Source organism: Cupriavidus sp. L7L (genome assembly GCF_004353535.1).
GTDB classification, from domain to species: Bacteria; Pseudomonadota; Gammaproteobacteria; order Burkholderiales; family Burkholderiaceae; genus Cupriavidus; species Cupriavidus oxalaticus_A.
The window spans coordinates 403,719-424,096 of record NZ_SMNY01000022.1; the positions used below are offsets into that span (position 1 = coordinate 403,719).

A 20,378-nucleotide genomic window follows, 5' to 3' on the forward strand; every position below is an offset into this window, starting at 1 on the left:
GCCGGTTCAGCCGTTGACGACCTCGCCGCCGTTGATGTGCAGGATCTGCCCCGTGATATAGCTGGCCGCATCCGAGGCCAGGAACACGAAGCCCGCCGCCACTTCGAATGGCTGCCCCGGCCGGCCCATCGGCGTCTTCTTGCCGAACTCGGCGACTTCCTCCGCTGTAAAGGTGGACGGGATCAGCGGGGTCCAGATCGGGCCCGGCGCAACACCATTGACGCGGATGCCGCGTTCGACCACCTGCAGCGCGAGCGAGCGCGTGAACGACACGATCGCGCCCTTGGTCGCGGAGTAGTCGAGCAGATGCTTGCTGCCGCGATACGCAGTCACCGACGTGGTGTTCAGGATCGACGCGCCCGCCTTCATGTGCGGCAGCACTGCGCGCGTCAGGTGAAACATCGCAAAGACATTGGTGCGGAAGGTGGCCTCGAGCTGGCTTTCTTCGACGTCTTCCAGGGACTTCTCGGGATGCTGCTCGGCGGCGTTGTTGACCAGGATATCGAGCTTGCCGTATTGCTGCAGCGTCTGGCGCGCAACCCCCTCGGCATGGCTGCGGTCGGCAAGATCGCCCGCGACGGCGAGGCACTTGCGTCCGGAGGCTTCGACCAGTTCGACGGCTTCGCGGGCGTCGGCATGCTCGTCGAGGTAGGCAATGACAATGTCAGCGCCCTCGCGCGCAAAAGCCACCGCTATGGCGCGGCCGATGCCGCTGTCGCCGCCGGTAATCAGCGCCACGCGCCCTTGCAGGCGGCCGCTGCCGACGTAGTCGTCCGCGCCGCTGTCCGGCTGCGGCCGCATGGGCGCTTCCAGCCCGGGTTGGCGATCCTGGTGCTGGGGTGGGACGCTCTTCGGTGTGGACATGGCTGACTCCTGTCTGTGGAGGGCGCGCTGGCCCTTGCGCGTGCCGCGCAAGTTCCATGCCGCTGGGAGGCACCCGGCATGCTGCCCCCGCAGCGCGCCGCGCCAACTGCGGTGACGTCGCAGCCGCCCGTAACCGTTACATCGCCCGGCAATCCTTACAGCGGTGCCACGCCCGCGGCGGCGTGCGGGCGCGGCAGCGAAGGGGCACGGATTTTGCGGCTTTCCCCTGCGGAAACCCTGCGGAAACCACCGCACTTCAACGGCCCGGCGCCGCAGCCAGCTTTGCGCAGGCAACGGCCCAGCCGGACCATTCAGCCAGGAGGCAAGCAATGTTCAACTTCCGCAACGACCGCGGCAGCCGCGGCGGAAATCAGGGCCAGCGCCAGCAAGCGGGCCGGCGCGACGAGAGCCGGGGCAGCGGCTCGGAAGACTGGGGCCAGGAATGGGGCGAAGACTGGCGCGGTGACGAGCGCAGTGACGAGCGCGAGGGCCGCGGCGAGTGGCGCGGCGAAAGCCGCGGCCGCTCGGGTGGCCAGTACGGCAACGAACGTGGCGATGAACGCCGCGGCAGCGAATCCGCGCGCCACGGCGGTCCGTGGTACCAGCAGGACACGCCCTCCGGCCAGGGCCGCGGCAGCTGGGGCCAGCCGGGCTATGGCGCATCGGATGCCGGCGGCACCGGCCATCCTTACAGCAGCGGCTACGGCGGCTACCGTCCGTCGGCGCAAGACAGCGGCTATCACGCCCAGGAGCGCGAATCGGGCTATGGTTACCGCGACGAAGACCGCTTCGGGCCGCGCGGCCGTGGCGGCGAGCGCGATGAGCGCGATGAGCGGGGCCAACGTGGCGAGCGCGGCGGCCGCGCCATGCACTGGCGCGAAGGCATGGAGCGCGACCGCGGCCAGCGCGGCGGCGAGCCGAGCTATGGCAGCGGCTATTATGGCGATTCCGCCAGCGGCGGCCAGTCATTCAGCGGCGGGCAGCGGGTCTACCCGGACGACTACGGCTATCGCCGCAGCCGGGCCTTTGGCCAGCAGGCGGCCGCGCAGGGATGGAGCCAGCGCAGCCAGCAAGCCGGCAGGCGCATGACCGGCCCCAAGGGCTACCGCCGCTCGGATGAGCGGGTGCGCGAGGACGTCTGCGAGCGCCTCGCCATGAATCCCTACATCGATGTCGGCGAAGTCAGCGTGGAAGTCGCCAACGGCGTGGTCACGCTGGACGGCACCGTGCGCGAGCGCCGCGAGAAGTATGTCATCGAGGAAATCGCCGATGCGGTGTTCGGCGTGACCGAGGTCGACAACCGGCTGCGCGTGGAACGCGGGCAAGGCGGCCAGGGCTCGGCATGGGCCGCGGGCTCCGAGGTTGGTGGCGAAGACACTGCCGGCAGCGCGGCGGATACCGGCACGTCGCCGGAGCGCACGCTGAACAAGAGCTGAGCGCCAGTCATCCGGCGCGGCGCGTCTAAGAAGCGCCTGGCCGCGCCGCGCTGATATGCCACGTCATCCCCGCAAACTTCGTCGTGGTGCCAAGCTGATGGTGCCCCTGGACGCGCTGCACCCGACCCAGATCACTGTCGGCGGCTACCACGTCGCGCAAAAGGTCCACGCAACGCGCCGCGTGCCGCCCGAGCACCGCGCAGCGTTCCTGGACCGGCACCGCGTCCACCTGATAATCGGGCCGGAACAGGGCCTCTACGTGGTCGACCATCACCACTGGGTACGCGCCTGGCACGACCTCGGCCTGAGCCACGTGCCCGGCATTGTCCGCGCCGATGTCAGCGACCTCGACGTGCCGGCGTTCTGGCGCTACATGGTCACCAACCACCTGGTCCACCCCTATGACGAGCACGGCCGCCGCCGGCCGCTGACCGAGCTGCCCGAGGCCGTCCACGACATGCGCGACGACCCCTACCGCAGTCTTGAAGCATTCGTGCAGCTCGCCGGGGGCTATCGCAAGGTCAAGACCGCCTACCCGGATTTCCGCTGGGCCGATTATTTCCGCCGCAATGTGCCGGGTCCGTTCGACACGGCGCATCACTTCGCCGACGCCCTGACGCGCGCGTTCCGCCTGGCGCATGCCGCGGGTGCGCGCGAACTGCCCGGCTATATCGGTCCGCTGCGGTGCTGAAGCCCGGTGGCGGCTGACGCCCGGCCCGACGGCCGGCCCGATGCCCGGCAATTGGCCGCTCAGTCATCGCGCCGCACCGCTTGCAGCAAATGCAGCAAGCGGGCTTCGTCAGCGCGCAGCCTGGCCACCGTCGGCGCCTTTCCGCCGGCTTCGAGCACACCGCACAGGTAAGCCTCGATGACGCCGGGATGCACATAGCACTTGCGGCAAACCGCCATGGTATTGCGCAGCTGTCGCGCCACCTCCCGGATCGCGTCGGCCACGGCCTTCTTGCGCGCGGTTTCGCTGGCGGCTTCCGGCAGCTTGCGCAGGATTGCCAGCGCATGCACGCTGCCGGCCCAGGTGCGGAAATCCTTGGCGGTGAATTCGCCGCCCGTCGCCTCCTTCAGGTAGGCATTCACGTCGGCCGAGCCGATCTCGCGGATCTCGCCGTCGCTGTCGCGGTACTTGAACAGCCGCTGGCCCGGCAGGTCGGCGCAGTTGCGCACGACGCGCGCCAGGCGCGGGTCGTTGACCGAGACGTCGTGGGTGATGCCGCTCTTGCCGGTGAACTGGAAGCGCAGCCGGCTGCCGCGCACGGTCACATGCCGGCGCCGCAGCGTGGTCAGGCCATAGGTGCGGTTCTGCTGCGCGTAGCGCGGCGAGCCCACCCGCACCAGCGTGGCATCGAGCAGCACCACCACCGCCGCCACGACCTTTTCACGCGGCATGCCGTTGCGGCCCAGGTCGCGCGCGGCACGGGCGCGCAGCCGTGGCAGCACCGCGCCGAAGGCTGGCAGGCGCGCGTACTTGTCTGAATCGCGCAGTGCCGCCCATTCGGGGTGGTAGACGTACTGCTTGCGCCCGCGCGCGTCTCGCCCCGTGGCCTGCAGGTGGCCGCGCGCATCCGGGCAGATCCACACCGACTCGTACGCCGGAGGGATGGCCAGCGCGGCAATGCGGGCCAGCGTGGTTGCGTCGCGCACGCGTTCGCCATCGGGATCGATATAGCTGAAGCCGCTGCCCTGGCGGCACCGGGTAATGCCAGGGCTGCTGTCGTCGACATAGCGCAGGCCGGCATCGCGCAGCACGGCGTCAAGCGTCGCGGCGGGCTCGGTGGCGGTGAGGATGCTGTCCATGCGCGTTGCGTTCCGGGGCCGGCACTATCCGGGCACTATCCGGGCACTATCCGGGCACTATCCGGGCACTATCCGGCACTGGCCGGGGCTGGCGAGGGCAGCTCCCCGCCCATGCCGGCAGCATCGCCGTCGGGCTCCGGCGCCGCGCGTGGCGGCTTGGGCTGCAAGGCACTGTCGGCGCTGACCGGGCCGGCGCGCGCCACGGTGATCATCTCGCGCAGCCAGTTGACCAGCAGGCTGCTGTACGCGCGCTGGCTCTCCTCCTCGGTCAGCCCATGGTCGGCGCCCTTGATCACGCGGTAGGTCATCGAGTTGGCATGCACGCAGGCGTCGACATAGCTCATCACCGCGGCGTGCGGGACCACCTGGTCGTGCTCGGATTCGATCACCAGCACGTCGCCGCCGAATTCCGCGCAGGCGCGCACGGCGCGGTTGTCTTCGGGCGCGACCACGCTGCGCCGGTACGCCACCAGGTCCTGTTCGCGGTGCAGCTGGCGCTTGGGCAGTTCCCAGCCGGAATCCATGTACAGCGCCGGCGCGCGGAAACCCATCCAGCGCACCGGGCGCATCGCGCTCAGCAGCGCCGCCAGGTAGCCGCCGTAGCTGCTGCCCACCACCGCGATGGCGTTGCGATCGACTTCCGGCTGCCGTACCAGCGTGTCGTACGCGGCGACCACATCGGCCAGGTTGCGCATGCGGGTGACGGTCTCGTATTGCGACCTGGTGCCGGCGTGGCCGGTCAGGTCGAAGGTCAGGCAGACGCAGCCCAGCCCCGCAACCTTGCGCGCGCGCGCCAGGTATTGCTGCTGGCTGCCGCCCCAGCCGTGCACGAACAGCACGCCGGGCAACTTCGTCTCCGGACTGATGAGGGTGCCGGCAATGGTGCCGCCCTCGCTCTCGATCTGCAGCAGTTCTTCATGGGTTGCCATGGGAATCGGGCTCCAGCCTTGCGTACTTGGTCAGGGGGCCGACGTGGCGGTCCTCTCCCTGGAAATAGATCACGGCCCCGGCGGGCACCCGCACGTTGGCGCCATACACCTCGCGCGTGGATGCGACCACGCGGGCGCGGTCCGGATCGTTGCGCAGCGCCTCCAGTGCCGCCAGCTCGGCACCGGTGGCACCGCCTACGCGCCACGACTGCTCGAGCACGCCGCCGAGCACCTGCTCGCGGTCGGCGTCGGGACCAGCGGCCGGGCCGAAGGCCACGTCGTAGTTGCAGCGGGTCAGCACCATGCCGCCATAGCAGGACAGCGCGGCATCGTGGTACACCATCGCCGCGCGCACCGCGGCCAGCGTGCGTGCGTCGAACGGCTGCTCCAGCAGCGTGTCGAAACCGCCGCGCACCACCGTCAGCGTCGAGCCGCCGTAGACCTTCTGGCCACGGTTGTTCTGCGTCAGACCCTGCGTGCCGCAATAGCTGGCGCGCAGCCCGGCCAGTTCCACCTGGCCGACGCTATAGGTCTGCGGCGCGTCGAGGTCGCGTTCCACCACGATGCCGTGGGCCTCCACCACCGCAGCGGGCATGGCGGCAAGCGCTTCGTCCAGCGCGCGCGCGCTGTCGACCACGCACTGGCCCAGCCCGCCGATGCCGCATGGCTCCTTCAGCCGCACCGGACCCAGTGCCAGCAGGCGCGTGCCGGCGGTGCGCGCATCGGCAAGGGTGAACGCAGTAAAGCCCGGCAGGGTGGCGCCGACCACACGCTGCACGAAAGCGTCGCTCCATCCTTCGGGCGCAGCCGCGCCCGGCTCGACCAGGCCGTGCGTGATCGCCTTGGTGGCGACGAACGCGTACGGCACCACGCCGCCGAACAGGTCGCCCTTTCCCTGCACGCCAAGGCGCGCGGCAAGGTCCTGCCCGACCAGCGTCTGCGCCGGCACCAGGTAGGGCCGCGGCTGGCCGGGCGCGGTTTCATCATAGGTGCCGGCGTAGCCGATCCCCGCGATCTCGGCCACCTTGCGCGCGATATTGGCCATGGTGGTGCCAAGGTGGCTGTCCGGCTGCCCCAGCGAGTCGCAGCCGTACACCATGACCGTGCGGGACGCAGCGCCGGCCGCTTCCATCTGCTTGCGCTTGCTTGCCTTGTTCGGATCGGACACGGGGTGGCTCCTTGCTCGATGACCTGGTTGGCGCGACAAGTTGACGACTACCGCGGCAAGCGGCATGCGTGCCGCTGCCCGGTAGAGCGGCTTATGGACTGGCGTCGGCAATGGCATGCGCATCGGCGCCGCTGCCGCCGTCCTTCGGGCGGTACTGCCGCGAGGCGCGGGCCTGCTGCTTGGCCGCGTGGTTCTCGCGCGCCTCGTCCAGCGAATGGCTCATCTTGAGCCCGTTTTCCTTATCGGCCAGCTCGGCCAGGTGGCGGTAGAAGTTCACCAGCTGCCGCAACTCTTCCTCGTCGAGGTCTTCGATCGAGACCAGCATGTTGCTGGCTTCGCGGTGCGAGGCCAGCAGCTCGTTGAGCTTGAGGTGGACCGCGACGGCGTCCTTGTTCTGGCTCTGCTGGATCAGGAACACCATCAGGAAGGTGACGATGGTGGTGCCGGTGTTGATGACCAGCTGCCAGGTCTCGGAGAACCCGAACATGGGCCCGGTGATGGCCCAGGCGGCCACCACGCCGAGCGCGAGCACAAATGCAGTGGGAGAGCCGGCTCGGCGCGTGGCACCACCCGCGAAGCGGTCAAACGCGTGCAATACGCTGTCACGCCTAGACGCTGGCTGATGATTGACGCACGGCAGGTTCGGGCTGGACTTGCTCATCGTTGCGCTCCTCTGTTGCGCCTTGCTCGTTCGCGCGGTGCGCCGGCGCCGCGGCATGCTGATTTCATTGTATGGAGGGCATGGGGCCGATGTGCAGCGGGCGCAGTCCTACAACGCGCGCAGCACTTGCCTGGCAATCCGCGGCACACGGCTTGCGTTTCCGCCGCGCGCGGCGCGCATGCCGCTGGCAGCTTGCGCGGGAATGGTTCTTGCGCCGGACAGGGTTTATCTGTCGAGGAGCCGAAATGAACGAGAACGCCCCTTCCCCATCCGCCGCCGACGACGAAGCGCTGCGCGTGGCGGTGCGCGCCGAGATCGCCGCGGCATGCGACGGCCGCTTTCCCGACGGCGTGACGCTCGAAGTCTCGGATCGCCGGGTCACGGTGCGGGGCTGCGTGGAGGATGCCGACACCGCGCAGCGCATCGAGAAAGCCGCGGCCGTCAGCGCCGGGGTGCTCGGTGTGCACAACGCGCTGTCGCTGCGTCATGAACCGCCACCGGAGGCGCCGGCGCAGCCCGAAGACAGCGGCATGCAAGCCGACCCATCGCAGCGCCCGTATGGGCAGATCAACCACAAGGTCTGACTCCCCAAAAAAATAGAAGCGCCGGATCGGATCCGGCGCCTCGTTCATCGCTCACTGGCTCACAGCGCTGTCTCCCTTGCTCAGCCCCACGGATCGTAGCGGTCCGCTTCCCAATACGGCGAAATACCGTAGTACTGGTGGATGCTGGTGGCCCACTGCGAATCGGCCATGCTCGGCCAGTGGTCCTTGTCAAACCCGGGTGCGGCCTTGAGACGATCTTTCTCGACGCCGAGCACGAAGCACTTGCGGCGCGTGTCCAGCGTCAGCGCGGACCACGGCAAGGCAAAGAGCTTTTCGCCGATGCCGAGAAAGCCGCCCATGGCCAGCACCGCATACGCGACCCGGCCGCCAAGGACATCGATCATGATGTGATCGATGGTTCCGATGTCGTCGCCCGCCGGGTCGACCACCTTGTTGCCCTCGAGCGTATCGGCGGCCATCACGAACGGGCCCGGGCCCGGGGAATTGCGGTCGATGCCGCCGACGATCGATGCGCCGCGCGGCTGTTCGCCAGGGGATTCAGGTTGGACTTGGGTCATGGACACCTCCGTTTCGGGTTGGCTGCAACAAGTCGCTGCAAGAAAGTCATTCCGCGCGGGGCCGGCTGCCCGGTGCCTGGCGTCGCGCGTCTGCCGGCACCGGCGGCACCAGCGGGTCGAAATCCACCCAGCGGCCATCGACCCATTGCCCGTCCGCACGCTCCACGTCCTTGGCGCCTTCCCGGCGCAGCAGGTCCGCGACCGCGGCGGTGTCGCCGCTGGAAACGTGCGCGGCCAGCAGCACGCCGGCGTTGCGCACCGGCGGCTGGCCGGTCACCGGATTGCGGCGCCCGTCGCGCGCCAGCGCCAGCGCGCCCGCGAGCGAACCGAGGTACGCGCCCAGGCCCACGGCAATTACCAGCACCAGGATCGATACCGGCGGTACAGCGGCCAGCGCCGACACCAGCATCGCACCCACAGCAGCGCCGGCCGCGGCGCCGATCACTACACCGGCAATGGCACCAGCGCCGGACTTGCGCGCGCCGGCATCGGCCGCGTGGTCGCCGCCCACCGCGTAGGCAGCGTGCTGCCCGGGCGGATTGACGTAGAACAGGCTAAGGTCCTGGTCCGCGAAACCGCGTGCCTTGAGGCGGCTGGCGACGGACTCGGCGGTACTGAAGCTGTCGAATCGACCTGCGACGATAGCGGTCATGCTGGCTCCATGTCTTGTTGATCGGAATCGCGCATTGGCTACGCTAGCGGCCGCGCATGCTGCCCTTGCGCTGACCCGCGGGCTTGGCCCCGACGGGCTGCTGCGCGCTGCCGCGCTTGAGCTTCCAGTCGACGTCGTCGCGCGCGGTCTGCGTCTTCCTTTCGGCGTGCATGGCGGCGCTCGGCGAGATCGGGTCGCTGGCCGGGAAGGTCATCTCCAGGGAGTCGTCGACGGCGGCCTGGTACGTCCTGGCCTCCTTGCCGCGCTGGGGCTTGTCGGAAGCGGCGCTGGCGCGCATCGCCTGCGGCTTGTCAGCCTTCGCGGCGGCCTTGGCTGCAGGGCGGGCCGCGGTCTTGGTAGCGGTCTTGGTAGCGGTCTTGGTAGCGGTCTTGGCAGCGGTCTTGGCAGCGGTCTTGGCAGCGGTCTTTGCAGCAGGCTTGGCGGCTGGCTTGGCCGGCTTGGCTGCCGGCTTGGCCGCTGGTTTTGCCGCGGCCCTGGTCGCAGTCTTTGCAGCAGGCTTGGCGGCCGATCGCGCGCCAGGCTTGGCCGAGGATCTTGCGGTGGATGCCGAGGATTTCGCGCCGGACGGCTTGCGGGCAACCTGCGCGGCCTTGTCGGACTTGCGGCTGGCGTTAGGCATGGTTGTTCCCTCCTTGGTTGGGTGACTGACCCATGCAAAGGCCGGGCCAGACCGCCCGGGCCTGACCGACGCGCGCTACATGCCCGCCAGGCGCCACGCCGGACACGCCACCGGCGCTCGGCCAATGCGCTGCGCGACAGACCTGCCGGTAAAAACTACATCGTCAAGCAAAGGATGGAAGCTGGGCGCGCAGCGCGCGATGTCACGCCGTACGTGGCTGGCGCGGGAACCTGACGGCGATGCAGACGCTGATCTTGTCCGCGTCGCAGCCATCGCCTTCGGCGCTGAGCAGGGCGCCATGCATCTCGACCATGCGCCGCGTGAGCAGCAGCGCAGTGCTTTGCCGCGCCTGGCTGCCACCGTCGGGCGCGGCGCGACGGCCGAAGAAGTCGGTCAGTGCCGCCAGCCGGCTGGCGCTGCGCTGCTGGTCCAGCGGCGGGCTCTCGGCGATGCGCAGCTTCACGTGGGCAGGCTCGCCGAACAGATGCATGGCCACCGAGCCGCCCGCCGGCGCGCGCCAGATGCAATGCACCAGCAGGTGCCGCAGCAACGGGACGAGGCGGTTCGCATCGCCGTCGATGCCATACCCGCCATCCCCCGCGCCGTCGGTGGTGACGGGGGCCAGCAGCACCCCTCGCGCCTCGGCGGCCGGACGGCGGTCGGCAATGGCCTGCGCGGCGGCGTCGAGCAGGTCGATGCGTTGCCAGCTCGGCGGGCGCTCGTCGGCCAGCAGTCGCACCGATTCCTCCATTTCCTCGATCAGCGCCAGCTGCTGCTGGGTGCCGGCGCGAATCCCGTCGAGCGCGCGCTGCGCCGGGGCCGGCGCCGCATCGAAGGCGCGGTCCAGCACGTAGGCCCAGCTCTGGATGGCATTGAGCGATGAACGAAGGTCATGGGCCGACTGCTCGATCAGCGTGCTGACTTCCTGCACCGCGCGCACCGCGGCCGTTTCGGCGGTGTCCGCGCCGGCAGCCACATCCGTGGCTTGATCGTCAGAAACGTCCGGCAGGTTGGACGGCGGCTGCGGTTGCGTCATGGTCGGATTGGCGTCTGGGCGGCCAGGTTGGCTACTTGGCGTAGAAGCAAGAAACGTGCTGCGCGCAGCGCCGGGAGGCCAGCCCACAGGGCATCCCAGGCCAGTCAACCGGTCGCGGACGATCCCGTGTCATTGCGCGAGGCGCGCAGCCACTCGGGCAGCTCCCCGCGGGCGGCATAATCTTCCAGCCGGTTGTACAAAGTCTTCAGGCTGATGCCGAGGATCTCGGCAGCATGCTTCTTGACGCCGGCGCATTGCTCCAGCGTGGCGAAGATCAGCTGGCGGTCGGCGTCGGCCAGCGACATGCCTACCGGCACCGACACCACCGCCGCGCCGGGGGCCTGCGTGGCCGCCACCTGCAGCGGCACCTGCACCTCGGTGATGAGATCCTCGTCGGCCATGATAAAGGCGCGCTGCACGAAATTGCGCAGTTCGCGCACATTGCCCGGCCAGGCATGCAGGCGCAGGCTGTCGAGCACGTTGGGGGCGAAGCGCCGCTGCGTGCCCTGCTCGCCGTTGAGCTGGTCCAGCATCAGGTTGGCGATCTGGATCACGTCGTCGCCGCGCGCGCGCAGCGGCGGCAGCTCCACCGGGAACACGTTGAGGCGGTGGAACAGGTCGGCGCGCAGCTTGCCGTCGGCCACGGCCTCTTCCGGGTTGCGGTTGGTGGCGGCCAGCACGCGCACGTCGGCATGGCATTCGCGGTTGGTGCCCACCCGCATGAAGGTGCCGGTCTCCAGCACGCGCAGCAGCTTGACCTGCAGCTCGGCCGGCATCTCGGTGATTTCGTCGAGAAACAGCGTGCCGCCGTCGGCGCGCTCGAAGTAGCCCTTGTGCTGGCGGTCGGCGCCGGTAAAGCTGCCGCGCTCGTGGCCAAACATTTCGCTCTCGATCAGCGTGGGCGAGATCGCGCCGCAATTGACCGCGAGGAAGGGCTGGCGCCGCCGCGACGACAGCTCATGCACAGTCTGCGCGGCCAGCTCCTTGCCGGTGCCGCTTTCGCCGATCAGCAGCACCGTGGCCTCGGTGGGCGCCACGCGCGCGAGCTGGTCATAGACCGTCTGCATCACCTCCGAGCTGCCCATCAGCCGGCCGAAGCGGCCGTAGCGGCGCAGTTCGCCGCGCAGCGAATGGATTTCGGCGCGCAGCTCGCCGGTGGTGGCCAGGCGCTTGAGCACGGTCTGCAGCCGCGCCACGTTGATCGGCTTGACCAGGTAGTCGGTAGCGCCGGCGCGCAGGGCCTCGACCGCGCTTTCGACGCTGGCATAGCCGGTGGTCAGGATCACTTCGACGCCGGAGGCGCCGACCTCGTCGAACAGCTCCATGCCGTTGCCGTCGGGCAGGCGCAGGTCGGCGACAATCGCGTCAGGCATGTGCCAGCCGAACTGCAGCCGGGCTTCGCGCAGGCTGCCGGCGGTGGCGGAAGTGAAACCTTCCATGGCCACGATCTCCGCCAGCGCGGCACATGCGTTTTCATCGTCATCGACAATCAGGATGTGGGGCATACGATCCGTCAGTGAGACTTAATGGAAACTTCTGCGGAACCAGCAAAGAACGCCTGTCCGAATTCCGGCCCGGCGCCAGGTACCGCAGCCGCCGCCGCGCGCCATGCGAAGCGCGGCAAGGCAGGCATTCCGGGCAATTCAGGACAGGTGCGGCACGGTTCCGACTGCATACTGCCAGTCCACTGCGTAATAAAAGTCTAAGCCCGGCCTGGGGCCAAGGTTGCCAGTGTCTGTCTGACACCGCTGTCGGACCTTTCCGCGCGGGACCGCGCGGCTATGGCAAGGCCCTCTGGCAAAGGCTAGCATAGGAACTTCCCACCCTCACACGACAAGCTCGCCAAGCCCTGCCTTCGATCGTGCCAGTGACCACCACGCCTCCTCGGCGCAGCGCCGCCGCCCCTGCCTCAGCCCGCCAGGCCCCCCTCTCCCCCGCGGCCGGGGAAGCTGCGCCGCGCCGGGCCGTGCCCTCGCAGGTCTCGCTGCTGTGGGAAAGCACCGCGCCGGCCATGCAGCGCCTGATGGCCCAGGTGGAGCGGGTGGCGCCGACCGATGTCACCATGCTCGCGGTGGGGGAAAGCGGCTCGGGCAAGGAAGTGGTGGCGCGCGCCGTGCATGAGCGCAGCGCGCGGCGCAACGGCCCCTTTATCGCCGTCAACTGCGGCGCGATCCAGCCGACGCTGATCGAGTCGGAGTTGTTCGGGCACGAGAAGGGCGGTTTTACCGGCGCGATCGAGCAGAAGGCGGGGTACTTCGAGCAGGCGCAGGGCGGCACCCTGTTCCTGGACGAAGTCACCGAAATGCCGCTCGAGATGCAGATCAAATTGTTGCGGGTTCTGGAAAGCCGCACCTTCCACCGCGTCGGCGGCGATACGCCGATCGTCACCGACGTGCGCATCCTGGCCGCAACCAACCGCGATCCGGTCGATGCCGTGCGCACCGGCCAGCTGCGCGAAGACCTGCTGTACCGGCTGGCAGTGTTTCCGCTGCATATCCCGCCGCTGCGCGAGCGCCCGGACGATATCGTGCCGCTGGCGCGGCACTTCCTCGCCGAATACAACGCGATGGAACACAGCGACAAGGCCTTCTCGGCCGCTTCGCTTGACCGGCTGGTGCGCTATGACTGGCCGGGCAACGTGCGCGAGCTGAAGAACGCGGTCTACCGGGCCTTTATCCTCGCCGACAAGGTGGTCGAGATCGGCAATCCCAACCTGGCTACGCAGCCGCCGCGGCCCACCACCGTGGACGGCGTGGTCAACGTGCGCGTGGGCACCACGCTGGCCGATACCCAGCGCGAGATCATCATGGCCACGCTGGCGCGCTTCGACGGCGACAAGCGCCAGGCGGCGCGCGCGCTCGGCATCAGCCTGAAGACGCTGTACAACCGGCTGGACGCCTACCGCTCGCTCTGAGACGGCGAAGCGCCGGTGGCCGGATCGGCCAGCGCCCGCAACAGCGCGTCGATCGCCAGCGGCTTGGTCAGGTGCGCATGGAAGCCGGCCAGCTTGCTGCGCCGATGGTCATCCGGGGTGCCGCGCCCCGTCAGCGCCAGGAAGCGCACCTGCGCGCCGCAGGTCTGGCGCAACGCCTGCAGGACTTCATAGCCCGACATGTCGGGCATCTCCAGGTCCAGCAGCACGTAGTCGGGGCGGAAGCTGCCGGCCAGCGCCAGCGCCTGGTAGCCGCCATGAGCCGCGCGCGCATCGTGGCCGAGCATGATCAGCAGTTCGGCCATGCTGTCGGCGGAATCGGCATTGTCGTCGACCACCAGCACGCGCCGCCGCGGCGGCGTTCCCGGCGCCGGTGCGGCAGGATCACGGCGTGGCGCACCGGCACGCGGCAGGATCACGGTGAAGGTGCTGCCCTTGCCCGGCCCGGCGCTGTCGGCCTGGATCGCGCCGCCGTGCGCTTCGACCACGGCCTTGGCCAGCGCCAGCCCGACGCCGAGCCCGCTGCGGCTGCCGGCCTCGCTTTCCTGCGAGAACAGGTTGAAGATCCGGTCCAGCGCCGCCCGCTGCAGGCCACGGCCGGTATCCGAGACGGTCGTCACCACGCGCGCCGGCTCCACGTGGACCCGCACGCTCACGGTGCCGCCGCGCGGGGTGTACTTGGTGGCGTTGCTGAGCAGGTTGAACAGCACCTGTCCCAGCCGGTTGGCATCGGCGCGCACGTGCGGCGAGACGGCGGGCAGCTCCGCTACCAGCTGCTGGCCGGCGGCATCGAGCACCGGCCGGATCGCCTCGAGGCTGTTGCCGACCACTTCGTTGTAAGACGTCGGCGTCAGCTCCATCTTCATCTTGCCCGCGGTCACGCGGCCGACATCCAGCAGGTCGTTGACCAGCCGCTCGAGCTGGCGCAACTGCCGGTCGATGATCGCGGCGCAATGGCGGATGCGGGTATCGGCATCCGGCGTCAGCGCGATCACCTCGACCGCATTGCGCACCGGCGCCAGCGGGTTGCGCAGTTCGTGCCCAAGGATGGCAAGGAAGGATTGCAGGCGCCGGTTGCCGGATTCGAGCAGCTCCAGGCGCAGCGCGTCGCTGATGTCGCGCGCGGTCCAGAGCAGCCCGGCCGGGCAACCCGCGGCATCGCGCACCAGCACCATGCGGGTCTGGCAGCGCACGATCGCGCCATCCTGGCGTGCCAGGCGCTCGTCGCCGGCCCACTGGCCGCAGGCGCGCGCGGCTTCCAGCGCCGCGCGGTCGCGCCCGGCCGCGGCATCCGGCCCGGTGTACAACAGCGCCAGCGGCTTGCCGACCGCCTCAGCCGCCGTGTATCCGGTCACGGCCTGCGCGCCGACGTTCCAGCTGCGGATGGTGCCATCCAGGTCCAGCTCGCAGACCGCGGTGCCGGGCAGGTTGTCGGCCAGCAGCTGCAGGCGCGACTCGGCCAGGCGGGCGTGATCGGACGCGGCTTCCTGCACGGTGATATCGCGGCAAGCCACCACGAAGCCGCCGGCGCTCGCATGCATGACACAGGCGGCCTGCAACTGGCTGCCGTCCCGGCGCACGCGCCAGCCCCGGTCGCGGGCACTGCCGGCCTGCGCCGCGGCCTGCTGCCACTGCAGCGGCAAACCGGCGGCGACATCATCGGCGCGGTGCAGGCAGGAGAAGTGCCGGCCGGCGATGTCTTCGGCGCGATAGCCGAATACGCGGAGCGCGGAGTCGGGCCATGCCACGATGAGGCCCTCTGCATCCGTTTCGAACACCGCCACGTCCTCGACCGCATCCAGCAGGCGCCGGTATTGCTCAACGGTTGGCTGGCCGACAGGCCCGGGGGGAACGGCTCCCGCCTCTGCCAGATGTGGCGCGCAGGCACCTTTTGTCGCTTGCGGCTCCGACATGGACAAACCCTACGTGGTAATGGACGAACATGGCAGGCCATTCAATACGTAGTACGCGCAGTACGGCGGATGCGGGCGCCCGGCGTGCCACCATGGCCGGCAGGCGGTACGCCTGCGGCACGGCCAAATGCCCGCCAGCCGGCGGGCATTCAGATCCATGATAGGTGTTCGTGGCACCGACCGCGACCACAGCGCACACCACGCGGCGCGCTGGTTGCCGGTGTGGCTGGGCGGAAGGCTAGCGCCCCCGGCGCGCCTGCACCACCGCCGCCAGCGCGGCGGACGCGCCGACGATCAGCGCGGTGGCCAGCACCGGATGCCGCGCCGTGGTCGTATAGGGGCACGACTGCAGCGCGGTGCGCGTGCCGCTGCGCTCCTGCAGCCCGCTGCCGCTGCCGTACAGCGTGTTGTCCTCGAGCGGGCCGGCCGGGTGGCGCGTCTGCTGGGCACGGCCCATGAAGCGGCGCATGAAGCGGTCGAAGGTATGCGGCGTGTGGTACGCCGCCGCGGAGAAAGCCTTGGCCGCCCCGCCGACGAACAGGTCGCGGCGCGGGTTCTCGGCGGCGAACAGGATCGCATCGGCGGCCAGCGCCGGATCGTACAGCGGTGGCGGCAGGCGCGGCTCGACGTCAAGGAAGTTCTTGGCGTGCATGGCCAGCGGCGTTTCCAGGCCGGCGGGCTTGATCAGCGTGATGCTGACCGGCGCCTGTTCCTGTTCCAGCTCCAGCCGCAGCGAATCGGTAAAGCCCTTGATCGCATGCTGCGAGGCCGCGTACGCGCTCTGCAGCGGCAGCGGCCCATCGGAGGCCTCGCTGCCCATGTTGATGATGGCGCCGCCGCATTCGCGCAAGTGCGCGGCCGCCGCCAGCGAGCCATGGACGGTGCCCCAGTAGTTGGTGTCGAACAGCCGCCGCTGGTCTTCCAGCGGCACGTCGCCGTGGCGGCCGAAGATCGTCACGCCGGCGTTGTTGATCCATGTGTCGAAGCCACCGAAGCGCTCGATCGCGGCCTGCGCGACCTTGCCGACCTCTTCGTGCCGGCCCACATCGGCAGCGACAGTGATGACTTCGGCGCCCTGCTGGCGCAGCTCTTCGGCCAGCTTGTGCAGCGAATCCTCGCTGCGCGCCACCAGCACCAGCCGCGCACCCCGCGCGGCGGCCTTGCGCGCGGTGACCAGGCCCACGCCACTGGTGGCGCCGGTCAGCACGATCACCTGCGAGCCGATTTTCTTCAGGGTGGGTTTCATCTGCCGCTTCTCCTCGGGATGATCCCGGCACGGCGCCGGGCGTGGCAATGGTTGATCACCGACAGTGCATTGCAGAACAAGCATCGCAAATTGCGTTCCCATCCGCGCCGGCCTGCGGGCGCGCGGAGGGGGGAGCGGACGCGCGGCAGAATTACAACGTCCGGTAAGAACCACATGCCGGCCGGCACGCGCTGCCGTGCGCGTGCCGTTGCGGCGCCATCCTGTGCCGCTGTAGGACTGGCGCCGATTTCGCCGGCGCCATGTGCTGCCTAAGCTGGATGCATCTTTCCGCAACCGGGAACAGCCATGGCCAAGACGACGCGACAGGACTCCGGCGACAGCCGCACTGCGGCAAAGCGCACGACGGCGCGCAGCGGCAAGCCTGCCCGCAAGGGCTCGCCGCCGGCGGCGCGCAAGGCCGGCGCGGCGGCCCGCAAGCGCAGCACGGCCAGCGCCGCGCTGGACAAATACCGCCGCATGCGCGACTTCGGCGCCACGCCCGAGCCCAGCGGTGCCGCCGCCCGCACGCGCGGCGCACCGCGCAAGCGCGCCGGCGAGCTGTCGTTCGTGATCCAGAAGCACGCGGCGCGGCGGCTGCACTACGACTTCCGGCTCGAACTCGGCGGCACGCTGAAAAGCTGGGCCGTGCCGAAGGGCCCCAGCCTGGACCCGCACGACAAACGCATGGCAGTCCACGTCGAAGACCATCCGATGGACTACGCGGGCTTCGAGGGCGTCATCCCAGCCGGGCACTACGGCGCGGGCACGGTGATCGTATGGGACCGTGGCACCTGGGTGCCGGTCGGCGACGCCGAGGCCGGCTACCGCGCCGGCAAGCTCAAGTTCGAGCTGCGCGGCGAAAAGCTGCATGGCCACTGGACGCTGGTGCGGATGCACGGCAGCCGGCAGAAGGAGCAGGACGCCTGGCTGCTGATCAAGGAGCGCGACGACGCCGCGGTGCCGGCGGCCGAGTTCGACGTGGTCGAGGCGCTGCCCGACAGCGTGCTGGGCGGCACGGCGCGCAAGACGCAAGCTGCCAGCGGCTCCGCCAGGCCGGCGGCAAAGCGTGCCGGCAAGGCCGACGCCGGCGGGACAACCCACGCCGCCACCCGCGCCAGGGCACTGAAGCCGCCGCCTGGCGCGTCGCGCGCGGCGTTGCCGCTGGCGCTGGCGCCGCAGCTGGCCACGCTGGTCGACAAGCCTCCGGCCGACGCCGCGGCCTGGCGCTATGAGATCAAGTTCGACGGCTACCGGGTGCTGGCGCGCATCGACGGCAAGGACGTGCGGCTGTTCACGCGCCAGGGCCATGACTGGACCGCGAAGCTGCGCGCGCTGGCGCGTGATGTCGGCACGCTGGGGCTGCCCGACGGCTGGCTCGACGGCGAGATCGTGGTGCTCGGCAAGCATGGCGAGACCGACTTCCAGGCCTTGCAGAACGCCTTCGATACCGCGCGCGTCGAGGCCATCCAGTACTTCGTGTTCGACCTGCCCTTCTATGCCGGCCATGACCTGCGCAAGGTGCCGCTGGCCGAGCGCCGCGCGCTGCTGCGGCATATCTTTGCCGGCAACACCGCGCCGCGGCTGCAGTTCAGCGAGGACTTCGAGGCCGCCCCCGACGAAATGCTCGACGCCGCCTGCCGCATGAAGCTCGAAGGCGTGATCGGCAAGCGCGCCGATTCCAGCTATGTCAGCACGCGCAGCAACACCTGGATCAAGCTCAAATGCACCCTGCGCCAGGAATTCGTGGTGGCGGGCTTTACCGATCCCAGCGGCAGCCGCACCGGCATCGGCTCGCTGCTGCTGGGCGTGCACGACAGCGGCGGACGGCTGCGCTATGCCGGCAACGTCGGCACCGGCTTCGACACGCGCACGCTCGGCGAACTGCGCGTGCAGCTCGACGCGCTGCGCGCCGATACGTCGCCGTTCGCGACCGTGCCGGCGGGCGTGAAGGGACACTGGGTGCGGCCGAAGCTGGTGGCCGAGGTGTCGTTCGGCAGCTGGACCCGCGAAGGCCGCGTGCGCCATGCCGTGTTCCACGGGCTGCGCACCGACAAGCCCGCCGGGGCGGTGTCGGTCGAGATGCCGGCGGCACCGGCAGGCAAGGGGACCAAGGCCGCAGCGAAAGCGGCAAAGAAGGCGGCAAAGACTGCGCCAGAGAACGCCCCCGCAAAGCGCGCAGCCAGGACTGCATCGAAGACAGCCGAGAAGGCTCCGGCAAAAAACGCGGAAAGAACCGGCGCCCACGGCAAGCAGCCTGCCGCGCTGGGTGGCAAGGTCAGGATCAGCCATGCCGAACGCGTGATCGACACCGCCTCCGGCCTGACCAAGGGCGACCTGGTGCGCTACTACGAGCAGGCCGCGCCGCTGATGCTGCCGCACCTGCGCGGCCGCCCGATCGCGATGGTGCGCGCCCCTGCCGGCGTGGGCGGCGAACAGTTCTTCCAGCGCCATGGCGACACGCTGCGCGTCGATGGCATCAACATCCTGGACCCGTCGCTGTGGCCGGGGCATCCCGCGCTGCTGGAGATCGTGTCGGCCGAGGCGCTGGTCTCGGCGGCCCAGCTTAACGTGGTCGAGTTCCACACCTGGAATGCCAGCAAGCGCAGCCTCGACCGGCCCAATCGCATCATCTTCGACCTGGACCCCGGCGAAGGCGTGCCCTGGGACCAGATGCAGGAGGCCGCCGCGCTGATGAAGGCACTGCTCGACGAGCTTGGCCTGGCCAGCTTCCTGAAGACCAGCGGCGGCAAAGGCCTGCACGTGGTGGTGCCGGTCGCGCCGCGCGCCGGCTGGGACGAGGCCAAGGACTTCGCGCAAGACGTAGTGCGCCATGTCGCCGCCACCATCCCGCAGCGCTTCGTCGCCAAGAGCGGTGCGCGCAATCGCGTCGGGAAGATTTTCATTGATTACCTGCGCAATGGTGTCGGCGCGACCACCGTCGCGGCGTTCTCGGCACGCGCGCGGCCAGGGCTGGGCGTATCGATCCCGGTCTCATGGGAAGAGCTCGGGACGCTGGAGAGCGCGGCGCAATGGACCGTCGCCAACGTGGGCCCGCGGCTGGAGGCCTTGCAGGCCGACGATCCGTGGGCCGGCTATGCCGGCGTGCGGCAGGCCATCACCCGTGCCGCGGCGCGGCTGGGGCGGGCCGGCTGAACCACCTCGCCGCACACCTGCGGCACATTTCTTGCCCCGCTTTCCATAAGGACAAACGGCGGGACAAACGGCGGGACACCCGGCGTGAGCGCCAGGCCGCAACCTACGGAGAGAGCGCAATGACCCACCTCAGCATTCCCGGTACGATCCGCGCCGTCGGCGGCGGCAGCGCTGGCTCCCGCACCCGCGCGCCGCACAACCGGCGCGCGCTGCGCCGTCTGCTGATTTCATGCGCGATGCTGTCGTTCGCCGCCGCGCCGGTGCAGGCGCGCTTGCCGGCACCCACGCCCGAGCAGCAGCAGGCGGCCGAAGCCAAGAAGGCCAAGGAAGCGGAAACGGCCAAGCAGCAGGCCGAAGCCCTGACTCGCGTGCAGGACAAGCTGGCAGCGCGTTTTGGCAAGGGCGCTGCCGCAGGGGGCGCCACCGAGCCCGGCAAGATCCCGCAAAAGGCGGCCGAAGCCCCTGGCTCGACCGGCCCGCACGGCGGCACCTCGCCAAGTGCCGAAGCGCATAGCGGCGAGGCCGCGCGCCGCTGAAGGCACGTCGCGTCCTGCCGCCGGCGCATGGCCCCGGCATGCCTCTTGCCACTGCGAAGCGGAACGGCCTCGTCGAGGGCCCGTGGATAAGCCGCCACAAAGGGGGAACGCAATGGATCACTTCTGCACGCATGTAGTTATTACAACCGGCATGCCGCCCAGCCTTGCAGGATTTGCACACGAGGGCACGGAGCCGGCACGCTTTTACCTGCTCCGAAACCGGCCGCACCGGCCGCGCGCCTGCGCGCCGGTGGTCGCCTGCGGACGCGCGCGAAAGCGC

At 69.8% G+C, this 20,378-nt stretch carries 18 protein-coding genes; 6 read left to right on the forward strand and 12 right to left on the reverse strand.

The window, feature by feature from the left end; all coding sequences use genetic code 11:
• Nucleotides 1-6: 6 nt before the first annotated feature.
• A complete protein-coding gene (locus E1J61_RS21365; RefSeq protein ID WP_133095988.1) occupies nt 7-864 on the reverse strand; it encodes an SDR family oxidoreductase in 858 nt (285 codons plus the stop codon).
• Between the two features lie 329 nt (nt 865-1,193).
• Here E1J61_RS21365 and E1J61_RS21370 point away from each other — a divergent pair, with 329 nt between their 5' ends.
• Entirely contained in the window at nt 1,194-2,300 is a 1,107-nt protein-coding gene (locus tag E1J61_RS21370; RefSeq protein ID WP_133095989.1) for a BON domain-containing protein, read from the forward strand.
• A gap of 55 nt (nt 2,301-2,355) precedes the next feature.
• Nucleotides 2,356-2,991, forward strand: coding sequence for a ParB-like protein (locus E1J61_RS21375; RefSeq protein WP_133095990.1), 636 nt, complete (start codon nt 2,356-2,358; stop codon nt 2,989-2,991).
• A gap of 59 nt (nt 2,992-3,050) precedes the next feature.
• Here the strand turns inward: E1J61_RS21375 and E1J61_RS21380 are convergent, their stop codons facing one another.
• The 4 genes from E1J61_RS21380 to E1J61_RS21395 all read right to left on the reverse strand — a co-directional run bounded on the left by E1J61_RS21380 (nt 3,051) and on the right by E1J61_RS21395 (nt 6,867).
• Nucleotides 3,051-4,109: a DNA topoisomerase IB gene (locus tag E1J61_RS21380; RefSeq protein WP_133095991.1), complete on the reverse strand. Its 1,059-nt coding sequence runs from the start codon at nt 4,107-4,109 to the stop codon at nt 3,051-3,053.
• A gap of 68 nt (nt 4,110-4,177) precedes the next feature.
• Nucleotides 4,178-5,038, reverse strand: a complete 861-nt coding sequence (locus E1J61_RS21385; protein ID WP_133095992.1) for a S9 family peptidase — start codon at nt 5,036-5,038, stop codon at nt 4,178-4,180.
• Entirely contained in the window at nt 5,025-6,206 is a 1,182-nt protein-coding gene (locus tag E1J61_RS21390) for a DUF3182 family protein (RefSeq protein ID WP_133095993.1), read from the reverse strand. The genes E1J61_RS21385 and E1J61_RS21390 overlap by 14 nt, the downstream gene beginning before the upstream one ends.
• A 91-nt stretch (nt 6,207-6,297) precedes the next feature.
• Nucleotides 6,298-6,867: a low affinity iron permease family protein gene (locus E1J61_RS21395; protein ID WP_133095994.1), complete on the reverse strand. Its 570-nt coding sequence runs from the start codon at nt 6,865-6,867 to the stop codon at nt 6,298-6,300.
• Nucleotides 6,868-7,112: 245 nt separating this feature from the next.
• Here E1J61_RS21395 and E1J61_RS21400 point away from each other — a divergent pair, with 245 nt between their 5' ends.
• Nucleotides 7,113-7,451, forward strand: coding sequence for a BON domain-containing protein (locus tag E1J61_RS21400; RefSeq protein WP_133095995.1), 339 nt, complete (start codon nt 7,113-7,115; stop codon nt 7,449-7,451).
• 80 nt (nt 7,452-7,531) lie between these two features.
• On the opposite strand, the gene E1J61_RS21405 is transcribed toward E1J61_RS21400, so the two are convergent.
• From E1J61_RS21405 to E1J61_RS21430, 5 genes are all read right to left on the reverse strand, one after another.
• Nucleotides 7,532-7,990, reverse strand: coding sequence for a PRC-barrel domain-containing protein (locus E1J61_RS21405; RefSeq protein WP_133095996.1), 459 nt, complete (start codon nt 7,988-7,990; stop codon nt 7,532-7,534).
• A gap of 46 nt (nt 7,991-8,036) precedes the next feature.
• Nucleotides 8,037-8,642 carry a hypothetical protein gene (locus tag E1J61_RS21410; RefSeq protein WP_133095997.1) on the reverse strand — a complete coding sequence of 202 codons (606 nt, stop codon included), beginning with the start codon at nt 8,640-8,642 and terminating at the stop codon, nt 8,037-8,039.
• 43 nt (nt 8,643-8,685) lie between these two features.
• Nucleotides 8,686-9,282, reverse strand: a complete 597-nt coding sequence (locus tag E1J61_RS37860; protein ID WP_207951236.1) for a hypothetical protein — start codon at nt 9,280-9,282, stop codon at nt 8,686-8,688.
• Between the two features lie 202 nt (nt 9,283-9,484).
• Nucleotides 9,485-10,318, reverse strand: a complete 834-nt coding sequence (locus E1J61_RS21425) for a sensor histidine kinase KdpD (RefSeq protein WP_133095999.1) — start codon at nt 10,316-10,318, stop codon at nt 9,485-9,487.
• A 104-nt stretch (nt 10,319-10,422) separates the two neighbouring features.
• Nucleotides 10,423-11,823 (reverse strand): sigma-54 dependent transcriptional regulator, encoded by a 1,401-nt coding sequence (locus E1J61_RS21430; RefSeq protein ID WP_133096000.1) that lies wholly within the window; start codon nt 11,821-11,823, stop codon nt 10,423-10,425.
• A 356-nt stretch (nt 11,824-12,179) separates the two neighbouring features.
• On the opposite strand from E1J61_RS21430, the gene E1J61_RS21435 reads away from it, so the two are divergent.
• Nucleotides 12,180-13,232 (forward strand): sigma-54-dependent Fis family transcriptional regulator, encoded by a 1,053-nt coding sequence (locus tag E1J61_RS21435; protein WP_133096001.1) that lies wholly within the window; start codon nt 12,180-12,182, stop codon nt 13,230-13,232.
• Here E1J61_RS21435 and E1J61_RS21440 read toward each other — a convergent pair.
• Both E1J61_RS21440 and E1J61_RS21445 read right to left on the reverse strand, forming a co-directional pair.
• The gene (locus E1J61_RS21440) at nt 13,217-15,163 is read right to left on the reverse strand and encodes an ATP-binding protein (RefSeq protein WP_133096002.1); all 1,947 of its coding nucleotides are present in this window, start codon (nt 15,161-15,163) and stop codon (nt 13,217-13,219) included. The genes E1J61_RS21435 and E1J61_RS21440 overlap by 16 nt on opposite strands.
• A 238-nt stretch (nt 15,164-15,401) precedes the next feature.
• Nucleotides 15,402-16,409, reverse strand: a complete 1,008-nt coding sequence (locus E1J61_RS21445; protein WP_133096003.1) for an SDR family oxidoreductase — start codon at nt 16,407-16,409, stop codon at nt 15,402-15,404.
• 306 nt (nt 16,410-16,715) lie between these two features.
• On the opposite strand from E1J61_RS21445, the gene ligD reads away from it, so the two are divergent.
• A complete protein-coding gene (gene ligD / locus E1J61_RS21450; RefSeq protein WP_133096004.1) occupies nt 16,716-19,562 on the forward strand; it encodes a DNA ligase D in 2,847 nt (948 codons plus the stop codon).
• A gap of 119 nt (nt 19,563-19,681) precedes the next feature.
• A complete protein-coding gene (locus E1J61_RS21455) occupies nt 19,682-20,098 on the forward strand; it encodes a hypothetical protein (protein ID WP_243736941.1) in 417 nt (138 codons plus the stop codon).
• Nucleotides 20,099-20,378: the final 280 nt, after the last annotated feature.

Excerpts from the sequence above, each read along its gene's own strand:
- E1J61_RS21365 (WP_133095988.1), bottom strand. The coding sequence starts at position 864 with ATGTCCACACCGAAGAGCGTCCCACCCCAGCACCAGGATCGCCAACCC.
- E1J61_RS21370 (WP_133095989.1), top strand. The coding sequence starts at position 1,194 with ATGTTCAACTTCCGCAACGACCGCGGCAGCCGCGGCGGAAATCAGGGC.
- E1J61_RS21375 (WP_133095990.1), top strand. The coding sequence starts at position 2,356 with ATGCCACGTCATCCCCGCAAACTTCGTCGTGGTGCCAAGCTGATGGTG.
- E1J61_RS21380 (WP_133095991.1), bottom strand. The coding sequence starts at position 4,109 with ATGGACAGCATCCTCACCGCCACCGAGCCCGCCGCGACGCTTGACGCC.
- E1J61_RS21385 (WP_133095992.1), bottom strand. The coding sequence starts at position 5,038 with ATGGCAACCCATGAAGAACTGCTGCAGATCGAGAGCGAGGGCGGCACC.
- E1J61_RS21395 (WP_133095994.1), bottom strand. The coding sequence starts at position 6,867 with ATGAGCAAGTCCAGCCCGAACCTGCCGTGCGTCAATCATCAGCCAGCG.
- E1J61_RS21400 (WP_133095995.1), top strand. The coding sequence starts at position 7,113 with ATGAACGAGAACGCCCCTTCCCCATCCGCCGCCGACGACGAAGCGCTG.
- E1J61_RS21405 (WP_133095996.1), bottom strand. The coding sequence starts at position 7,990 with ATGACCCAAGTCCAACCTGAATCCCCTGGCGAACAGCCGCGCGGCGCA.
- E1J61_RS21410 (WP_133095997.1), bottom strand. The coding sequence starts at position 8,642 with ATGACCGCTATCGTCGCAGGTCGATTCGACAGCTTCAGTACCGCCGAG.
- E1J61_RS37860 (WP_207951236.1), bottom strand. The coding sequence starts at position 9,282 with ATGCCTAACGCCAGCCGCAAGTCCGACAAGGCCGCGCAGGTTGCCCGC.
- E1J61_RS21425 (WP_133095999.1), bottom strand. The coding sequence starts at position 10,318 with ATGACGCAACCGCAGCCGCCGTCCAACCTGCCGGACGTTTCTGACGAT.
- E1J61_RS21430 (WP_133096000.1), bottom strand. The coding sequence starts at position 11,823 with ATGCCCCACATCCTGATTGTCGATGACGATGAAAACGCATGTGCCGCG.
- E1J61_RS21440 (WP_133096002.1), bottom strand. The coding sequence starts at position 15,163 with ATGTCGGAGCCGCAAGCGACAAAAGGTGCCTGCGCGCCACATCTGGCA.
- E1J61_RS21445 (WP_133096003.1), bottom strand. The coding sequence starts at position 16,409 with ATGAAACCCACCCTGAAGAAAATCGGCTCGCAGGTGATCGTGCTGACC.
- ligD (WP_133096004.1), top strand. The coding sequence starts at position 16,716 with ATGGCCAAGACGACGCGACAGGACTCCGGCGACAGCCGCACTGCGGCA.
- E1J61_RS21455 (WP_243736941.1), top strand. The coding sequence starts at position 19,682 with ATGACCCACCTCAGCATTCCCGGTACGATCCGCGCCGTCGGCGGCGGC.